The following is a 15,643-nucleotide window of genomic DNA, read 5'->3' as shown; positions in this document are numbered from 1 at the left end:
CGGGGCGAAGGGGAGAAGTTATGGCTGCGGGGTTTTAAGGCTCTTGCGGAAGACGACCAGGTCATGCTGCCGCACCTCTTCCACCGCTCCGGAGGCGAGTTCGTCTAGATGGAAGGGGCCGTAGCTGGTTCGAATGAGGCGGTTCACCTGGAGCCCGAGATGCTCAAGGACGCGCCGCACTTCGCGGTTTTTCCCTTCCGTCAGCGTCATTTCGATCCACTGGTTGCGGCCGGTGCGGCGCTCCAGATTGGCTTCGATCTGACCATAGCGGATGCCATCAATCTCTATGCCCATGAACAGATCCTCAAGCTGGGCCTGACTGACCTCTCCGAAGGCGCGGGCGCGATAGGTCCGGGGAACGCCGGTGGCGGGCAGTTCCATCTGGCGCTTGAATTCGCCGTCAGTGGTGAGGAGTAGCAGCCCTTCGGTCGTCATATCGAGCCGCCCGATCGGCATGAGGCGGGGCAAGTCGGCGGGCAGCCGGTCATAGATGGTCGGACGGCCGCGCGGATCGCGTTCTGTCGTGAGATAGCCCGACGGCTTGTGGAAGAGGAACAGGCGCGTGGGTGCGGGCTGCGCCACGGGATTGCCATCGACCGCGATGCCGTTGAGCGATGTCAGCAGCGTGGCGGGCGTGGTGATCGCCTCTCCATCCAAGGTCACCCGGCCATCCTCGATCATCCGCTCGATCTCGCGGCGCGAGGCGACGCCCGCGCGGGCAAGCAGCTTGGCGATGCGTTGCGGCTCATTCTTGCCGCTGGCCGCCGCCGCAGCGCGTGCAGGGTGAGGATTGGCGGGCTTGGCCGGAGCCGCTTTCGCCTTTCGAAACGGCGGGCGGGCGGAGCGCGGGCCGTTGGCGGGCTTGCCATCGGCAGGGCGTCGGGGACCACCAGGTCCTGCCCGGCGGGGCGGTCCAGATTTTTTCGGCGGCTCCACGCGGCGGTTCCTTTTAACGAAGCGAGGGCATTCCCATATCAGGAATGCCGTTTAAATGACGAATAGTGCCGTCCCGTCGCCCATGCGAGGGGGAGGGCCGCAACTCCCAGCTGGCGCTGCGCGTTTGATCGGCTGCATGGCGGAAATGGGGCGGATCGGCAAATGTTTTTCGGGTTAGTCAAAGGGGACTCAAAGCCGAGGCTGCGAGGCAAGGCGATCCGCAGCGTGCTGATTGTCGAGGATGAGCCGCTGATCGCTTTCGACAATGAGCATGTGCTGGAGCAGGCGGGCTATCGCGTCGCTGCGACAGTGGAGGACTATGATCATGCAGTCAGCGTGATCGAAGTAGATGAGGTCGATCTGGTGATCGCCGATATCACGCTGCATGGCGACAAGACCGGGATCGATGTGGCGCGGCATGCGCATGAGAAGGGTTTGGCGGTGCTGTTCGTGACGGGGGCTTGTCCGGTTGACGCTCATGAAATGGCGGTGGGATGCCTTTCGAAGCCCTATCTGCCGCGGGACTTGCTGGGGTCGATTTCAGCGATTGAGGCGCTGATGCGGGGCGATGAGCCGGCGCGGCTGCCGCAGCGGCTGCGGTTGTTTTCGTGACCTGGGTGGTGGGCTTATGGTCGTTCCCGCGAGGTCTGGACCTTCGATTTCGTTTAGGTGAACGGCGTTTGTTCGCATCTGCTGATGATCAATTTTCGGTCGCCAGTTCTTCGTCACCCCGGACTTGATCAGGGGTCCTGCTTAACATTGCAATCAGAAGAAGCGGGATGCCGGCTCAAGGCCGGCATGACGGTAAAGTTGTAGTTAGCGACCAATCCCCGCCGTTCCGCTCAGGAAGCTGAGCAGCTAGAAGCGGACAAACCGGCGAATGGAAGTCGAAGCCACCCAACATCGAACGTGAGGCTTATCGCCCACCTAAGTGTGTCGCTGGATGCTAGTATGAGGGAGTCGCCGCATTCCCTACCATCACTATCTAACCAAGGGCGGGGCTTGCGGCAAGCCGGGGGCCTTGAGTCAAGAAAACGGCCGTCGATTTAAGTCAAAGGAGCATCGAGCCTATGTCAGCGATTGCCAGCATGTTTTCACGATCATTCTTCCATGGAACCAAGGCCGATCTGAAACCCGGAGACTTGATCGTCGTCGGCTACCAATCCAACTTTGCCGAAGCCAGGCCGCTATCCTGGGTATATTTCTCGGGCACGCTGGATGCTGCGATCTGGGGCGCAGAACTGGCCATCGGCGACGGGTGCGAACGGATTTATGTTGTGGAACCGGCTGGACCGTTTGAAGACGATCCCAATCTGACGGACAAGAGGTTTCCTGGCAATCCGACGCTGTCCTATCGCTCCCGTGACCCGCTGCGAGTCATTGCCGAAGTGACGAAGTGGCAAGGGCACCCGCCTGAACGGCTACAACAAATGAAGGACGGTCTCGCCCGTTTGAACGCGGAGGGTGCCGATATCATCGACTGACATGACTGCGGAACAGCGGATTTCGTCGTCCGATGCATGAAACCTGCCGTTTCGCTTACCACCCTTTTGTCATCTCAGCGAAGCTGGGGTCGGGAGAGTTCCCTTTCTCCTGCTCGCCCGATCCAACGCCTTCCGCTTGTTTCTCCGGCATTTGGCCATATGGTGACCCCTAAGCATATTCGGGGGCGCAGCTAATCATGACGGACATCGCGATCGGCACCAGAAGCTGGCTGGATGCGGTGAAGCCCTATGTCGAGAAGGCGCCGCTGGCGGCCCTGTTCCTGGGGATTTCGTCCGGTTTCCCATTTGCGATGATTGGAGCGAACCTGTCCTCGCGATTGGCGCAGGACGGGATCGACAAGAAGAGCGTGACGGCGTTCAGCCTGGTCCTGCTCGCCTATAATCTCAAATGGCTGTGGGCCTGGGTGGTCGAGGGGGTCAAGCTGCCGCTGCTGCATCGCCTGGGGCAGCGTGTGTCCTGGATGCTGCTGGCCGGGGTTCTGGTGATGGCGGCGGTGGTCAATCTGGCGCTGGTCGATCCGGCGGCGGACTTGATGGCGACGGTGCGCGCCGCGATCCTGCTGGGAGTTGCGGGGGCGACTTTCGATATCATCATCGATGGCTACCGCATCGAGATATTGCGACCCGAGCAACTTGGGATCGGTGCGGGTATGTCCCAATATGGGTGGCGCATCGGCGCGGCGGCAGCGGGCGCGCTGGGGCTGGTGCTGGCGCAATATTGGGATTGGACCGTCGCCTATCTGGTCTGCGCGCTCTTTGCGCTGCCCGCGATGCTGGCGGCGTTGGTGGTGGGAGAGCCTGAGCGGCACCGGGAGATTGCAGGGCGCAAGAGCGGCGGAGAACTGGTGCAGGCGATCATCGGGCCGTTCGTTGACTTCTTCAAGCGCAAGGGCGCGTTGCTGGTGCTGCTGTTCATCATCGTCCACAAGATCGGCGACACGCTGGCGAATCTGACCTTCCGGCTGCTGTTCAACGACCTGGGTTATAGTAATGAGGAGATCGCGCTCTATGATGTGGGCGTGGGCTTCTGGGCGCTGCTGGCCGGGATTTTCGTGGGCGGCGTGCTTTATGCGCGATTGGGATTGAAGCGGTCGGTGCTGATCAGCCTGGTGCTGATGGCTATTTCCAACTTCAGCTTCGCCGCGCTGGCTGCCGCAGGAAAAAGCAATATCGGCATGGCGGGCGCGATCGGCTTTGAAAATTTCGCGAGCGGGATCGGCGGAGTTGCAGTGGTCGCCTATTTTTCGGCCCTGTGCGACCTGCGCTTTACCGCCGCGCAATATGCGATGATTTCAGCGGCGGCGAGCATCGTCGGGCGGTTCCTGACCGGGACAAGTGCGGGCGCGCTGATAGAGCGGTTCGGCTATGTCGATTTCTATGTGTTGACCACCGTGCTGGCGCTGCCCGGCATCATCCTGTTCTGGCTGATGATGCGCAGTGGGCTCGTCGATTCGAGCGTGGGCAGCGCGGCAACCGATGAGGGGGGTCAGGCTCCGGCGTAAAGGTCGAGCGGGCGGCCAAGATCGCTATGCGCCTGCGAGACGGCCTGCAGGCAGGTGAGGGCGCCCAGCGCATCATCGGTGCCGAGCAATGAGGTGAGTTGCTCATAAGCATCATGGGGATGCTGAAGCGCGGTCCCGATGGATTGCATGAGCAGGGCTTCGTCAGCGGTCATACGGGCGCAGCAGCAGGGCGCGACCAATATCTTGCGCGTCGCGCAGCGGGCGAGTTCCAGCATCATCGCCCGCATCAGGATAAGCGGACGGCGATAGCTGCGGCCGAAAGCGCCAAGCATGGCGTTGGCGGCATGGGCGTCATCCACGCCAGCGCTGGCCATACGGCGCATCACGTAGAGGAAGAGGCGGTTGCCATAGCCGCCTGGGAGCGGGCGGGGCAGATCGAGGGGGCTGGTCTCTCCATAAGCCATGGGGCGTGCACCTTTTTATCCGTTGCGTGACGGAGTTCAGGTTACGCTATTGCGAGTCAATCGCAAGTGCAATTAGTCGGGATATTGATCGTTCAGCCGCAAAATTTCGCCAGCGAGATAGAGGGAGCCGGCGATCAGCAGCTGTGGGGGGCGGTGATGCGGCTCCGCTGCGATTGCGGCGATGGCTTGCGCGGGCGTATCATTAGCCGTGCAACCAATGCCCCAGCGGGCAGCGACGGCGGCGAAGCGGTCGGCAGGGTGATGGTCGTGACCGGGGACGGGCAGGGCGTGAATATGGGCGATGCGGCCGGCGAAGGGCGCGAGATAGGCATCGACATCCTTGTTCGCGAGCATGCCGATGATGAGTTGCAGCTTGCCGCCGCCGAGACGGTCGGCGGTGAAAAAGGCGCTGATGGCTTCGCCCGCTCCCGCATTGTGGCCACCGTCGAGCCAGGCTTCGCTTTCGGGTGGAAGCGGGGCCAGGAACGGGCCGTGGTCTAGGCGCTGGAGGCGTGCAGGCCAGTGAGCCCAGAGAGGCGCAGCCTTTAGCGCGGCTTCGCTCACCGGCACGGCGCTTTGGTGACGCAGCATGGCGAAGGCGAGCGCGGCGTTCTGCACCTGATGCGCGCCGGGCAGGCGAGGAAGCGGGGTTTCGATCCGCCCCTGAACGTCGCGATAATGGAGGCGGTCGCGGTAGCTGGCGGCGTCCCAACTCTGACCCATGGGGAGCCAGGTGGTGCGGGCGCGGGCGGCGGCTTCGCGCATCACGGGGAAAAGGGGTTCAGGATAGCGTTGGGTCACCAGCGGCGCGCGGGGCTTCGCTATGCCCGCCTTTTCGGTAGCGATGGCGCGCAGGCTGTTGCCGAGAAATGCCTGATGATCGAGGCCAAGCTGGGCAATGCCGCAGACGGCGGGGCTTTCGATGATGTTGGTAGCATCTAGGCGGCCGCCGAGACCGACTTCCAGGATGCAGGCGTCGGCGGGATGCTCGGCAAAGGCGAGGAAGGCGGCGGCGGTGGTAACTTCGAAGAAGCTGGCGCCGATCCCCTCCGCCACGTCGAGGACGCGGGAGAGATAATGGGCGAGCGCTTCGTCGCTGATCAACTGGCCGTTGATGCGAATGCGTTCGTTGAAGCGGACGAGATGTGGGGAGGTGAAGACATGCACGCTCTTGCCATCCGCTTCCAGCGCGGCGCGAAGGAAGGCGCAGGTCGAGCCTTTGCCGTTGGTGCCCGCGACATGGAAGACAGGCGGCAACGCTCGGTGCGGGTCGCGCAGCCGGTCGAGCAGGCGTGTGATGCGGTCGAGGCCCAATATGTCGGCGCCAGGCGAAAGTGTCGCCAGACGGTCCAGCTGGGCCTGAACCCCCGGGTCATCGGAGACGGCGTGGTCGGGCATGGCCCTTTATCCCTCGCGCGAAGGCGTCAGGCGGCGGCGCGAGGGGCCAGATAGCCGATCACCCGGGCCAGCGTGTCACGCAATTCGCTACGGTGAACAACCATGTCGATCATGCCATGTTCCAGCAGATATTCGGCGCGCTGGAACCCATCGGGCAATTTCTCGCGGATCGTGCTTTCGATGACACGCTGGCCCGCGAAGCCGATGAGGGCGTTGGGCTCGGAGATCTGGACATCGCCCAACATCGCGTAGCTGGCGGTCACACCGCCGGTCGTGGGATCGGTAAGGACGACGATATAGGGCAGGCCTGCGGCGTGCAGCTTCTGGATCGCGACGGTCGAGCGGGGCATCTGCATGAGCGAGAGAATGCCCTCCTGCATGCGCGCGCCGCCCGCTGCGGTGAAGATGACATAGGGGCATTTGTGGCCGATGGCTTCGTTAACGCCCTGGATGAAGGCGGCGCCGACGCCCATGCCCATCGATCCGCCCATGAAGGCAAAGTTCTGCACGCCCATGACGAGCGGCACATCGTCGATCGCGCCGCGTGCGTTGATGAGCGCGTCCTGATCGCCGGTGGAGGCGCGGGCGGCCCTGATACGGTCGGGATAGCGTTTGGAATCGCGGAACTTGAGCGGGTCTTCCTGAACCGGGGGCGTGGGCAGCAGGATGAAGCCAGCGTCGAGAATCTGCTCGAAACGATCGGCCGGGCCGATGCGGCCGTGATGGTCGCAGCGCGGGCAGACGGAAAGATTATCCTCCCACTCCTTGATGAAGATCATTTCGGTACAGGACGGGCATTTGTGCCACAGCGTCTCTGCCGTAGTTTCCTTCTTCGCGATGAAGGGAATGGCCTTGCGGACGCGGTTGATCCAGCTCATGCGGCGGTCTCCCGGAAATGGGGGCTGTTGGCTTTGAGTGCGCCGCTCAAAGTAGCGACGAACTCTTGAACGAAGGGGGCGGCGGCGTCGCCATGCGAGCCGACGATATCGACGATGGCCGAACCCACCACGACACCATCTGCGACGCGGCCAATGGCGGCGGCCTGTTCGGCCGAGCGAACGCCGAAGCCGACAGCGATGGGAAGATCAGTGGCGGCCTTGAGCTTCTCTACGGCGAGCTCCACGACGGCTTGCGCGGCCTGCTGCTTGCCGGTGACGCCCGCGACGGCGACATGGTAGAGGAAGCCGCTGGCGCCATCAAGCACTGCGGGCAGGCGGGCGGCGTCGGTGGTGGGCGTCGCAAGGCGGATCAGGTGGATGCCAGCGGCACGGAGCGCTGGGCCGATTTCCGCATCCTCTTCCGGCGGGACATCCACGCAAATGACGCCATCTACGCCCGACTGCTTGCATTGGTCGGCGAACCAGTCCGCGCCGCGGATCAGCATGGGATTGGCATAGCCCATGAGGATCAGCGGGACATGGGGATGACGCGCGCGGAAGGTTTCGGCAAGGTGGAAGATATCCTTCGTCCGCGTGCCCGAGCCGAGGCTGCGCAGGTTCGCTAGTTCGATAGCGGGGCCGTCCGCCATGGGGTCGGTAAAGGGCATGCCGAGTTCGATGATGTCGGCGCCCCCGGCGACCAAGGCGTCCAGAATTGCGGGCGTGGCAGCGACGGTTGGGTCGCCTGCTGTTACGAAGGTGACGAGCGCGGCGCGGCCTGCGCTCTTGCAGGCTTGGAAGCGAGTGGCAAGGCGATCAGCGGTCACGGTGGCATTCCAGAGGTAATATAGGGGCTTCCACAGGCTCAGTCCGGACGGATGTGGGGTGGGCGTGCAAGGTCACATCTCCACTCCCAACGCCGCCGCCACGGTGAAGATGTCCTTGTCACCACGGCCGGAGAGATTGACGATGAGGATCTGGTCCGCGTCCAGCGTGGTCGCGACCTTTTCCGCCGAGGCGATGGCGTGGGCGGATTCGAGGGCGGGGATGATGCCTTCCAGCGCGGAAAGCTTCTGGAAGCTGGCCAGCGCTTCGTCGTCGGTGATAGGCATATATTGAACGCGGCCGATTTCGTGCAGCCAGCTATGTTCAGGGCCGATCCCGGGATAGTCAAGGCCAGCGGAGATGCTGTGCGCTTCGGTGATCTGGCCGTCTTCGTCCTGAAGCAGATAGGTGCGGTTGCCGTGCAGGATCCCCGAAGCGCCGCCCGCGAGCGATGCGGCGTGCTTGCCGGTAAGACCCTCGCCTGCTGCTTCCACGCCGATCATCTTGACGTCCGCGTCATCAAGGAACGGATGGAACAGGCCGATGGCGTTGGACCCGCCGCCGACCGGGGCAATCAGCATGTCAGGCAGGCGGCCTTCGAGTTCCAGAATCTGCTCGCGCGCTTCACGGCCGATGATCGACTGGAAATCGCGAACGAGTTCGGGATAGGGGTGCGGCCCTGCCGCTGTCCCTATGATGTAAAAAGTGTCGTGGACGTTCGACACCCAATGGCGCAGGGCGTCGTTCATTGCGTCCTTGAGCGTCTGCGATCCTGACACGACCGGGATCACCTCCGCGCCGAGCAGCTTCATGCGGAAGACGTTGGGCTTTTGCCGCTCCACATCCTTCGCGCCCATGAAAATCTTGCATTCCATGCCGAATAGAGCGGCGACGGTCGCCGTGGCGACGCCATGCTGACCCGCGCCGGTTTCGGCGATGACCTTCTTCTTGCCCATGCGGCGGGCGAGCAGCGCCTGGCCGATGCAATTGTTGATCTTGTGCGCGCCGGTGTGGTTCAGTTCCTCGCGCTTGAGATAGATTTTGGCGCCCTTGCCCGGCTCGGCTTCTGCGCGCAGCGCTTCCGTCAAACGCCCGGCATAGTAGAGCGGGTTGGGACGGCCGACATAGAAGCGCAGCAGTTCAGTGAACTCGGCATCGAAGGCCGGATCCTGCTTTGCTTCCTTATAGACCTTCTCCAGCTCCAGGATGAGCGGCATCAGCGTTTCGGCGACATAGCGGCCGCCAAAGGAGCCGAAATGGCCAGACGCATCGGGCTGGGAGCGGAGCGAGTTCTTGATGGTCATGATGGCTGTGCCGCTTTGCAGAAGGCCATGATCTTGTCCACACTCTTGATGCCGGGCGCGCTTTCCACGCCGGAAGAAACGTCGATCATCGGTGCGCCGGTGATGCGAATGGCTTCGGCGACATTGTCGATGCCAAGGCCACCGGAGAGGCACCAGGGCAGGGATATGGGGACGCCACGCAGCAGCGTCCAGTCAAAGCGAAGGCCCATGCCGCCGGGTAGGGCAGCGCCCTCCGGCGTTTTCGCGTCGAAGAGGAGCAGGTCGGCAGCGCCCGTATAGGCTTTGGCGGATTCTACGTCGGCGCGGGTCTTGACCGAGATGGCTTTCCAGACCGGGATATTAAAGCGCTGGCGGATGGCGGCGACGCGTGCCGGGCTCTCCTTGCCATGGAGTTGGAAAGCGGTGAGGGCGTTTGTGGCGGTGAGCAGGGCGAGGGTCTCATCGGTCGGATCGACGAGAACGGCGACGCGACCGATATGGGCCGGGACCGGCGCGGCGAGAGCGCGCAGCTGGTCCGCTTCGACATGGCGCGGGCTTTTGGGAAAATGGACGAAGCCTAGATGCGTGGCGTCCGCGCGCATCGCTGCGCCGACCGTGTCGGGCGTCGAAAGACCGCAGATTTTGATGGCGAGTCGGGACATTGGGGGGCTTTAGCGGCTGTTGGTGTGTGTGAGAACATCTCCCTGCGCGCCATATGCTTCGATATGAGGCTTGGGCAAGCTCAGCCTCTACTCAGCACGAACGGACGGGGCTCAGTCAGGTGGTCAAATCCATGTCATGCAGCGCCAGCCATTGATCGGCATGGTCGATGCAGGCTTTTCCCAGGAAGGCATCGACCTGATCCATGATCTGATCGTCGGTCAGCGCCGCCGGGTCGAGCGGGGGGTGCCAATGGACGCGGAAGTTGGGTCCTTCCGTGCGGACCATGTAGAAGGGCAGGAATTTCGCGCCAACCTTCCGGGCCAGGCGCAGCGCAACGGACAGATTTCCAGACGGCGGCAGGTCGCGGCCGAAACGAGGGAACCAGACCTGGCGGTCGCGGCGCTCGTCCAGCAGGATGTAGAGGGTCGCGCGGTCCTTCGTCGTCAGGTGCTTGAGGATGCCGCGCGCCGCGCCGTCTCCGGTGATCGCTTCGCCCATATAGCTGGAGCGGGCGCGTTTCAGCATCGCGGCCTGACCGGGGTTTTGCGGAGGGTCATAGACGCCGAGGCCAGGTCGGTCTGTGGACGCCTTGATATGGGCGGCAAGCAGGTCCCAATTGCCGAGATGGACAGCCAGCGCGATCATCGGGCCCGGACCGGCGAGGACTTGTTGGTAGCCTTGCGCGTCCTCGACCGTGATGTGGTTCTTCTCGATCAGCCGGTCGATATTGGTGAGTTCAGCCATGGTGCGGCCGAGGTTGAACCAGCGGCTGGTGAGCATGGCCTCGCGGGCGGCTTCGGAAACGTCGGGGCGCAGGATGCCGAGGTTGGTCCGGGCGCGCTGGTCGCGCAGCTTCATGGACCTGCGCGCGATGTTCGCCGACAGCCAACCGCCTAGCCAGGACGCCAGCGGCGCCGGGAGGATGCGGAGGAGGGTGAAGAGAAAGGGGTTGGAGAGCATTGCGCCTGCCGTCATACAGCAGCGGTCGGGACGGTAAAGGGCTTGGATTTGCAATGAATTGGGCCTTGGGGCTTTGGGTGGTCTTGCAGGGGCTGACGCTGCTGGGAGTCCTCAATTATTGGCGGCACCTGCCTGTCGATCGGCAGGAGGAGGCGCCCGAGGGCGTGGTCGTGCTGCTGTCGGTGCGAGATGATTGGGACGGCGGCGCGGAACTGATCGCGCGGCTGAAGGCGCAGACGGCGCGGTTTCGGTTGGTGATTGCGACTTCAGGCGAGTGCGCGGCGGCGGAGGCTCTGGGGGCGAGCGAGGGGGATTGGGTTCAAATTGTTCGCGCCGGTGTCGCGAGCGAGGAAGGGCAGAAAGTTCATAAGTTGCGGGCGGCTTTGCGGGCCTTGGCGCCGGAGGACCGTTACCTGGTGTTTGTGGATGCCGATATTGAGCCTCCGGTGCGCCTGGTGGGGCGGTTGCTCTTTCCTCTGGTGCGGGGGAAGGCGGATATCGTGACAGGTTATCGGTTGTTGTTGCCGGAGCGGAACGTAGTCGCGGCGCTTGTTGGCGCGGTGGAGATGCAGTTGGCGACCCTGCCGCGTGCCGCGAGCGCGACCATGCCTTGGGGCGGGGCTATGGCGCTGACGCGCGAGACGGCGGAGCGGCTTGATCTGGATGCGGCTTTGGCGGGGCGCTTGTCCGACGATATGGCGATTGGCCTCGCCGGATGGCGCGCGAAGCTGCGGTTGCGGCCGGTGCGGGACCTGCTGGTGGCGAGCCCGCTAGAGGGGCTCGGGGCGATTGCCTTCGGGGTGCGGCAGTATCGGCATATTGTGACCAACAGTGTGGGGATGTGGTTGATCGCTGGGGCTGTTATTGGGGCGCAGGCTCTGGGATGGGTCTGGGCGCTCGGGTGGGGTGGCTGGAGCGCTGTGGCCGTGGGCTATGTGGCGGCTGTGGGGCGGGCGCTGGTGCGGCGGCGGATCATTGCGGGGGTGGTGGAGCCGGGACAAGCGGCGGCGGCGAGAAGGTCGCTTTGGTGGGATGTGCTGGCGCCGTTTGTGGTGTGCTGGGCGCATTGGGGAATGCAGTTGGTGGCGGCTTGTTCGCGGCGGATCAGGTGGGGTGGGTTTGATTATTGGGTGAAGGGTGGGGAGGTTGTGCGGATGGGAGGGCGGGATGAGGATTAAACTGATGCGCTGATTTGGACTTTTCCGCTTGGTCGTTGCGACTGACGCGCGTTCATTTCGAGCTAGTTTGAGAACTTAAACACTGGGGCGATTACGTGAGCTTTCTGAAACGGATGATGGTCGGCAGCGCCTTGTGCATCGCAAGCTGGGCGACTGTCGCCCGAAGCGTGCCGGAAAATGAAATGGGGCGGGGCCCCCGACCAAAAAACGACCGGCAATCATGGCTGCTGTCTGCGGATGTGCCTCAACCGGTGAGCATCAGGGGACGAACGCTTTTCGTTTTGACCATTGATCCGAAGGGATCAGTTCAGAACTGCGAAATAGCGATATCTTCAGGGTCGAATACGTTAGATGAAGTCGTATGCCGATCGTTAAGCGCTCGTGCCAAATTCCATCCAGCACAAGACAGAGCCGGTGTGCCTATCACTGGGTATTATCATTCTGGCGTCTTCTGGCGGCCTACGAACTCAAATAATTCGCTGTTCGTAATGGAACTCGAGTTCCCATTGCCTCATCAGCCTATCCCCCGGAGTGATCCGCGAGAATGGATAACTGCGAAGGATTTCCCGGCGTCCGTACATTACGGAGGCAAAGCTAAGGTCGCCATAAATGTAGGCGCCGACGGCACCGTCAAGAGTTGCGACGTCATTGAAACGTCCGGTACTTCCGAGCTTGATGGACTTACATGTAGGTTGATCGCCGCACGAGTTCGTTTCTTGCCAGCAAGAGACGCGCAGGGGCGTGCGGTGGAAGGGGCGTTCCCATCGACGGTCACTTGGCGTCGATGAAGCTTTGGAAGTGAGAGAGGTTCGCATTCGCCCCTATTGCAGTCTTGGCTGCAATAGGGGGACGAGATACTCCTTAGTGTTGTTCAACTTTGCTCGAAACGAACGGGTGTTGGGTTAGAATCCCGCCGGAAACAAATGCTTGCCCTGGTCGTCCAGCCTCAACACAACCTTGCCCGCAACCGCGCTCAGCGGGAGGTCGCCGTAGATGTGTGGGAATAGCGCCCCGCCGCGCGACTCTTCCCATTTGAGGGTGTCGCCGAACGGGGCTAGGTCTATCATCAGCATCACCAGATTGTCTTGGCCTGCAAAGTGTTTGGCGGCCGTTTCGGCCGCCTGCTCGCGGGTGGACATGTGGATATAGCCGTCCGCAAGATCGACGGGCGCGCCCTTGAACACGCCGTCGGTCTTTAGTTGGTCATACTGATCCTTGGTCAGGATCTTGTAGGCGAAAAGGTCCGTCACTCTTCGGTAAGGTCCGGGTCGGCTTCGGGGGTGACGTCCGGAGTCGCTTCCAGCCCGGCGGGCATCGTCACATCATCTTCGTCGCTTTCCTCGATCTTCGCAGCGCTGACGACATGTTCATTGTCGGACACGTTGAAGAGGCGCACGCCCGCCGAGTTGCGGCCGATGATGCGCAGGGTGTCGAGGCCCATGCGGATCAGCTTCGCCTGGTCAGTGACGAGCATCAGATGATCCTCATGTCGGGCAGGGAAACTGGCGACGACGGGGCCGTTGCGGCCGATATTGTCGATGTTCGTGATGCCCTGACCGCCGCGTCCGGTGCGGCGATAGTCGAAGGCGCTCGACAGCTTGCCATAGCCATTGGCGCAGACGGTGAGGATGAACTGTTCCTTCGCCTGCAAGTCGGCGAAGCGTTCGGGAAGCATGCTGGGCTCGCCTTCCTTTTCCGGCTTCCAGGGAGCGAAGCGCAGATAGTTCTCGCGCTCTTCCTGCGTCGCGCCGGAGCGATGGAGGATGGAGAGCGAGATGACTTCGTCGTCACCCTTCAGCGTCATGCCGCGCACGCCGGTCGAGGTGCGGCTTTGGAATTCGCGCACGTCGGTAGCCGGGAAGCGGATGGCCTTGCCCTGTCGCGTGGCGAGCAGCACATCGTCATTTTCAGTGAGGAGAGCGACGCCGATCAGACGGTCGTCGCTGCCCTCATCGAAACGCATCGCGATCTTGCCGTTGCTCGGCACATTGGCGAATGCGTCCATGCTGTTGCGGCGGACCGTACCGTTCGCGGTCGCGAACATGACGTGCAGGTCCTTCCAGCTTTCCTCATCCTCAGGCAGCGGCAGGACGGTCTGGATCGTCTCGCCGGGGCCGAGCGGCAGTAGGTTGACCATCGGGCGGCCACGCGTCGCCGGGCCGCCCTCGGGCAAGCGCCAGACCTTCATGCGATAGACCTTGCCCGCCGTGGAGAAGAAGAGGACCGGCGTGTGCGTGGAAGTCACGAACAGTTCGGTGATCGCATCCTCATCCTTGGTCGCCATGCCGGAGCGGCCCTTGCCGCCGCGTGCCTGGGCACGGAAGCTTTCGAGCGGCGTGCGCTTGATATAGCCCTGCACGGTGACGGTGACGACCATCTCCTCGCGCTCGATCAGGTCTTCGTCGTCGATGCCATCGGCAGCGGCAGTGATTTCCGAGATGCGCGGGGTGGCGAAGTCGCGCTCGATCGCCTCGAATTCCTCGCGCATGACGGCGTAGAGCTTCTTGTGGTCGCCGAGGATGGCGAGATATTCAGCGATGGCGGCGGCGAGTTCCGCCAGCTCATTGCCGATCTCGTCGCGGCCGAGGGCCGTCAGACGATGCAGGCGCAGGTCGAGGATGGCGCGGACCTGCGTGTCCGAGAGGCGGTAGGTGTCGCCGCCGGCTTCGGTCTCAATCGCTTCCACCAGCTTGAGATAGGGCGCGATTTCCGCCACCGGCCAGTCGCGGGCGAGCAGGGTTTCGCGCGCCTCCGCCGGGCTGGCCGAGCCGCGGATGATGCGGACGACTTCGTCAAGGTTGGTGACCGCGATGACGAGGCCCAGCAAGATATGCGCGCGGTCGCGGGCCTTGTTGAGTTCGTACTTGGTGCGGCGGGTGATGACCTCTTCGCGGAAGCGGACAAAGGCCTCGATAATGTCGCGGATGTTGAGCAGTTCCGGACGGCCGCCGCGAATGGCGAGCATGTTGGCCGGAAAGCTCGACTGGGCAGGCGTGTTACGCCAGAGTTGGTTGAGCACGACTTCAGGCGTGGCGTCGCGCTTCAGGTCCATGACGATGCGAACGCCTTCCCGGTTCGATTCGTCGCGAATGTCGCTGATGCCCTCGATCCGCTTGTCCTTGGCGGCCTCAGCGATCTTTTCGACAAGGCCGTTCTTGCCGACCTGGTACGGGATGGCGGTCAGCACGATCGAGCGACGGTCGCCGCGCCCTTCCTCGACCACATAACGCGAGCGCATCATGATCGAGCCGCGGCCGGTATGATAGGCGCTGCGGGCGCCCGACTGGCCGAGGATCAGCGGGGCGGTCGGGAAGTCCGGGCCGGGGACGATCTGGATGATGTCGTCCACGCTGATCGCAGGGTTTTCGATATAGGCGAGGCAGGCGCGGATCACTTCGCCGAGGTTATGCGGCGGGATGTTGGTCGCCATGCCGACCGCGATGCCGCCCGCGCCGTTGACCAGCAGGTTCGGGAAGCGCGCGGGCAGGACCTGCGGCTCACTTTCCGAAGCGTCGTAGTTGGGCTGGAAATCGACGGTGTCCTTGTCGAGATCTTCGAGCAGCGCACCAGCGACCTTGGCGAGGCGTGCTTCGGTGTAGCGCATGGCCGCCGGCGGATCGGGGTCCATCGAGCCAAAGTTCCCCTGCCCATCGATCAGCGGGACGCGCATGGCCCAGTCCTGCGTCATGCGCGCCAGGGCGTCATAGATCGAGCTGTCGCCGTGGGGATGGTATTTACCGATCACGTCACCGACGATGCGTGCGGACTTGCGATAGGGTTTGTTGTAGTGGAAGCCGGACTCGCTGGCCGAGAAGAGAATGCGGCGATGCACGGGCTTCAGGCCGTCGCGCACGTCCGGCAGGGCGCGGGCGACGATGACCGACATGGCATAGTCGAGATAGCTCGCCTTCATCTCCTCCACGATGGAGATGGGGCTGATGTCCGAGGGGTCGGCGAGGGCAGTCTCGTCGGTCAATGCGATTCTCTTTTATGGATGAACAGTTTCGTTGTGCTTCCACTAGCGGAGCGAAACAATTCTGTCACCCCTCGCGCGCGCACGCGCGCACGCGATAAATCAAGCTGCAAGAAG

15 protein-coding genes are annotated in these 15,643 nt (G+C 63.0%); 5 read left to right on the top strand and 10 right to left on the bottom strand.

Going from position 1 to position 15,643, the window contains the following annotated elements:
• Positions 1-18: 18 nt before the first annotated feature.
• On the bottom strand, positions 19-936 hold the full coding sequence (locus EP837_RS01315; RefSeq protein ID WP_066523874.1) for a pseudouridine synthase: 918 nt from the start codon (positions 934-936) through the stop codon (positions 19-21).
• Positions 937-1,098: 162 nt separating this feature from the next.
• Here EP837_RS01315 and EP837_RS01310 point away from each other — a divergent pair, with 162 nt between their 5' ends.
• The 3 genes from EP837_RS01310 (at position 1,099) to EP837_RS01300 (ending at position 3,943) form a co-directional block, all read left to right on the top strand.
• Positions 1,099-1,548 carry a response regulator gene (locus tag EP837_RS01310; RefSeq protein ID WP_066523873.1) on the top strand — a complete coding sequence of 150 codons (450 nt, stop codon included), beginning with the start codon at positions 1,099-1,101 and terminating at the stop codon, positions 1,546-1,548.
• 458 nt (positions 1,549-2,006) lie between these two features.
• Entirely contained in the window at positions 2,007-2,420 is a 414-nt protein-coding gene (gene arr, locus EP837_RS01305; RefSeq protein ID WP_066523872.1) for an NAD(+)--rifampin ADP-ribosyltransferase, read from the top strand.
• Between the two features lie 197 nt (positions 2,421-2,617).
• Complete coding sequence (locus EP837_RS01300; protein ID WP_066523871.1) at positions 2,618-3,943, top strand: AmpG family muropeptide MFS transporter; 1,326 nt, start codon at positions 2,618-2,620, stop codon at positions 3,941-3,943.
• On the opposite strand, the gene EP837_RS01295 is transcribed toward EP837_RS01300, so the two are convergent.
• The 7 genes from EP837_RS01295 to EP837_RS01265 all read right to left on the bottom strand — a co-directional run bounded on the left by EP837_RS01295 (position 3,928) and on the right by EP837_RS01265 (position 10,375).
• Positions 3,928-4,368: a DUF6628 family protein gene (locus EP837_RS01295; protein WP_066523870.1), complete on the bottom strand. Its 441-nt coding sequence runs from the start codon at positions 4,366-4,368 to the stop codon at positions 3,928-3,930. The genes EP837_RS01300 and EP837_RS01295 overlap by 16 nt on opposite strands.
• A 72-nt stretch (positions 4,369-4,440) precedes the next feature.
• Positions 4,441-5,766 carry a bifunctional folylpolyglutamate synthase/dihydrofolate synthase gene (locus EP837_RS01290; RefSeq protein WP_066523869.1) on the bottom strand — a complete coding sequence of 442 codons (1,326 nt, stop codon included), beginning with the start codon at positions 5,764-5,766 and terminating at the stop codon, positions 4,441-4,443.
• A gap of 26 nt (positions 5,767-5,792) precedes the next feature.
• Entirely contained in the window at positions 5,793-6,644 is an 852-nt protein-coding gene (accD, locus tag EP837_RS01285) for an acetyl-CoA carboxylase, carboxyltransferase subunit beta (protein WP_066523868.1), read from the bottom strand.
• Complete coding sequence (gene trpA, locus EP837_RS01280; RefSeq protein WP_066523867.1) at positions 6,641-7,471, bottom strand: tryptophan synthase subunit alpha; 831 nt, start codon at positions 7,469-7,471, stop codon at positions 6,641-6,643. Before trpA ends, accD begins: the two co-directional genes overlap by 4 nt.
• A gap of 72 nt (positions 7,472-7,543) precedes the next feature.
• Positions 7,544-8,773 carry a tryptophan synthase subunit beta gene (trpB, locus tag EP837_RS01275; protein ID WP_066523866.1) on the bottom strand — a complete coding sequence of 410 codons (1,230 nt, stop codon included), beginning with the start codon at positions 8,771-8,773 and terminating at the stop codon, positions 7,544-7,546.
• Positions 8,770-9,414 (bottom strand): phosphoribosylanthranilate isomerase, encoded by a 645-nt coding sequence (locus tag EP837_RS01270; RefSeq protein WP_066523865.1) that lies wholly within the window; start codon positions 9,412-9,414, stop codon positions 8,770-8,772. The genes trpB and EP837_RS01270 overlap by 4 nt, the downstream gene beginning before the upstream one ends.
• 115 nt (positions 9,415-9,529) lie before the next feature.
• Complete coding sequence (locus EP837_RS01265; protein WP_066528472.1) at positions 9,530-10,375, bottom strand: lysophospholipid acyltransferase family protein; 846 nt, start codon at positions 10,373-10,375, stop codon at positions 9,530-9,532.
• Positions 10,376-10,428: 53 nt separating this feature from the next.
• On the opposite strand from EP837_RS01265, the gene EP837_RS01260 reads away from it, so the two are divergent.
• Together EP837_RS01260 and EP837_RS21980 are read left to right on the top strand one after the other, a co-directional pair.
• A complete protein-coding gene (locus EP837_RS01260) occupies positions 10,429-11,553 on the top strand; it encodes a glycosyltransferase (protein WP_066523864.1) in 1,125 nt (374 codons plus the stop codon).
• 113 nt (positions 11,554-11,666) lie between these two features.
• Positions 11,667-12,341, top strand: coding sequence for an energy transducer TonB (locus EP837_RS21980; protein WP_082919522.1), 675 nt, complete (start codon positions 11,667-11,669; stop codon positions 12,339-12,341).
• Positions 12,342-12,455: 114 nt separating this feature from the next.
• On the opposite strand, the gene EP837_RS01255 is transcribed toward EP837_RS21980, so the two are convergent.
• A complete protein-coding gene (locus EP837_RS01255) occupies positions 12,456-12,803 on the bottom strand; it encodes a DUF952 domain-containing protein (protein ID WP_066523863.1) in 348 nt (115 codons plus the stop codon).
• Entirely contained in the window at positions 12,800-15,529 is a 2,730-nt protein-coding gene (gene gyrA, locus EP837_RS01250; RefSeq protein WP_066523862.1) for a DNA gyrase subunit A, read from the bottom strand. Before gyrA ends, EP837_RS01255 begins: the two co-directional genes overlap by 4 nt.
• Positions 15,530-15,643 lie beyond the last annotated feature (114 nt).

The organism is Sphingobium sp. EP60837, from assembly GCF_001658005.1.
Lineage (GTDB): Bacteria > Pseudomonadota > Alphaproteobacteria > Sphingomonadales > Sphingomonadaceae > Sphingobium > Sphingobium tyrosinilyticum.
This window is presented reverse-complemented; position numbering and strand designations above follow the sequence as displayed.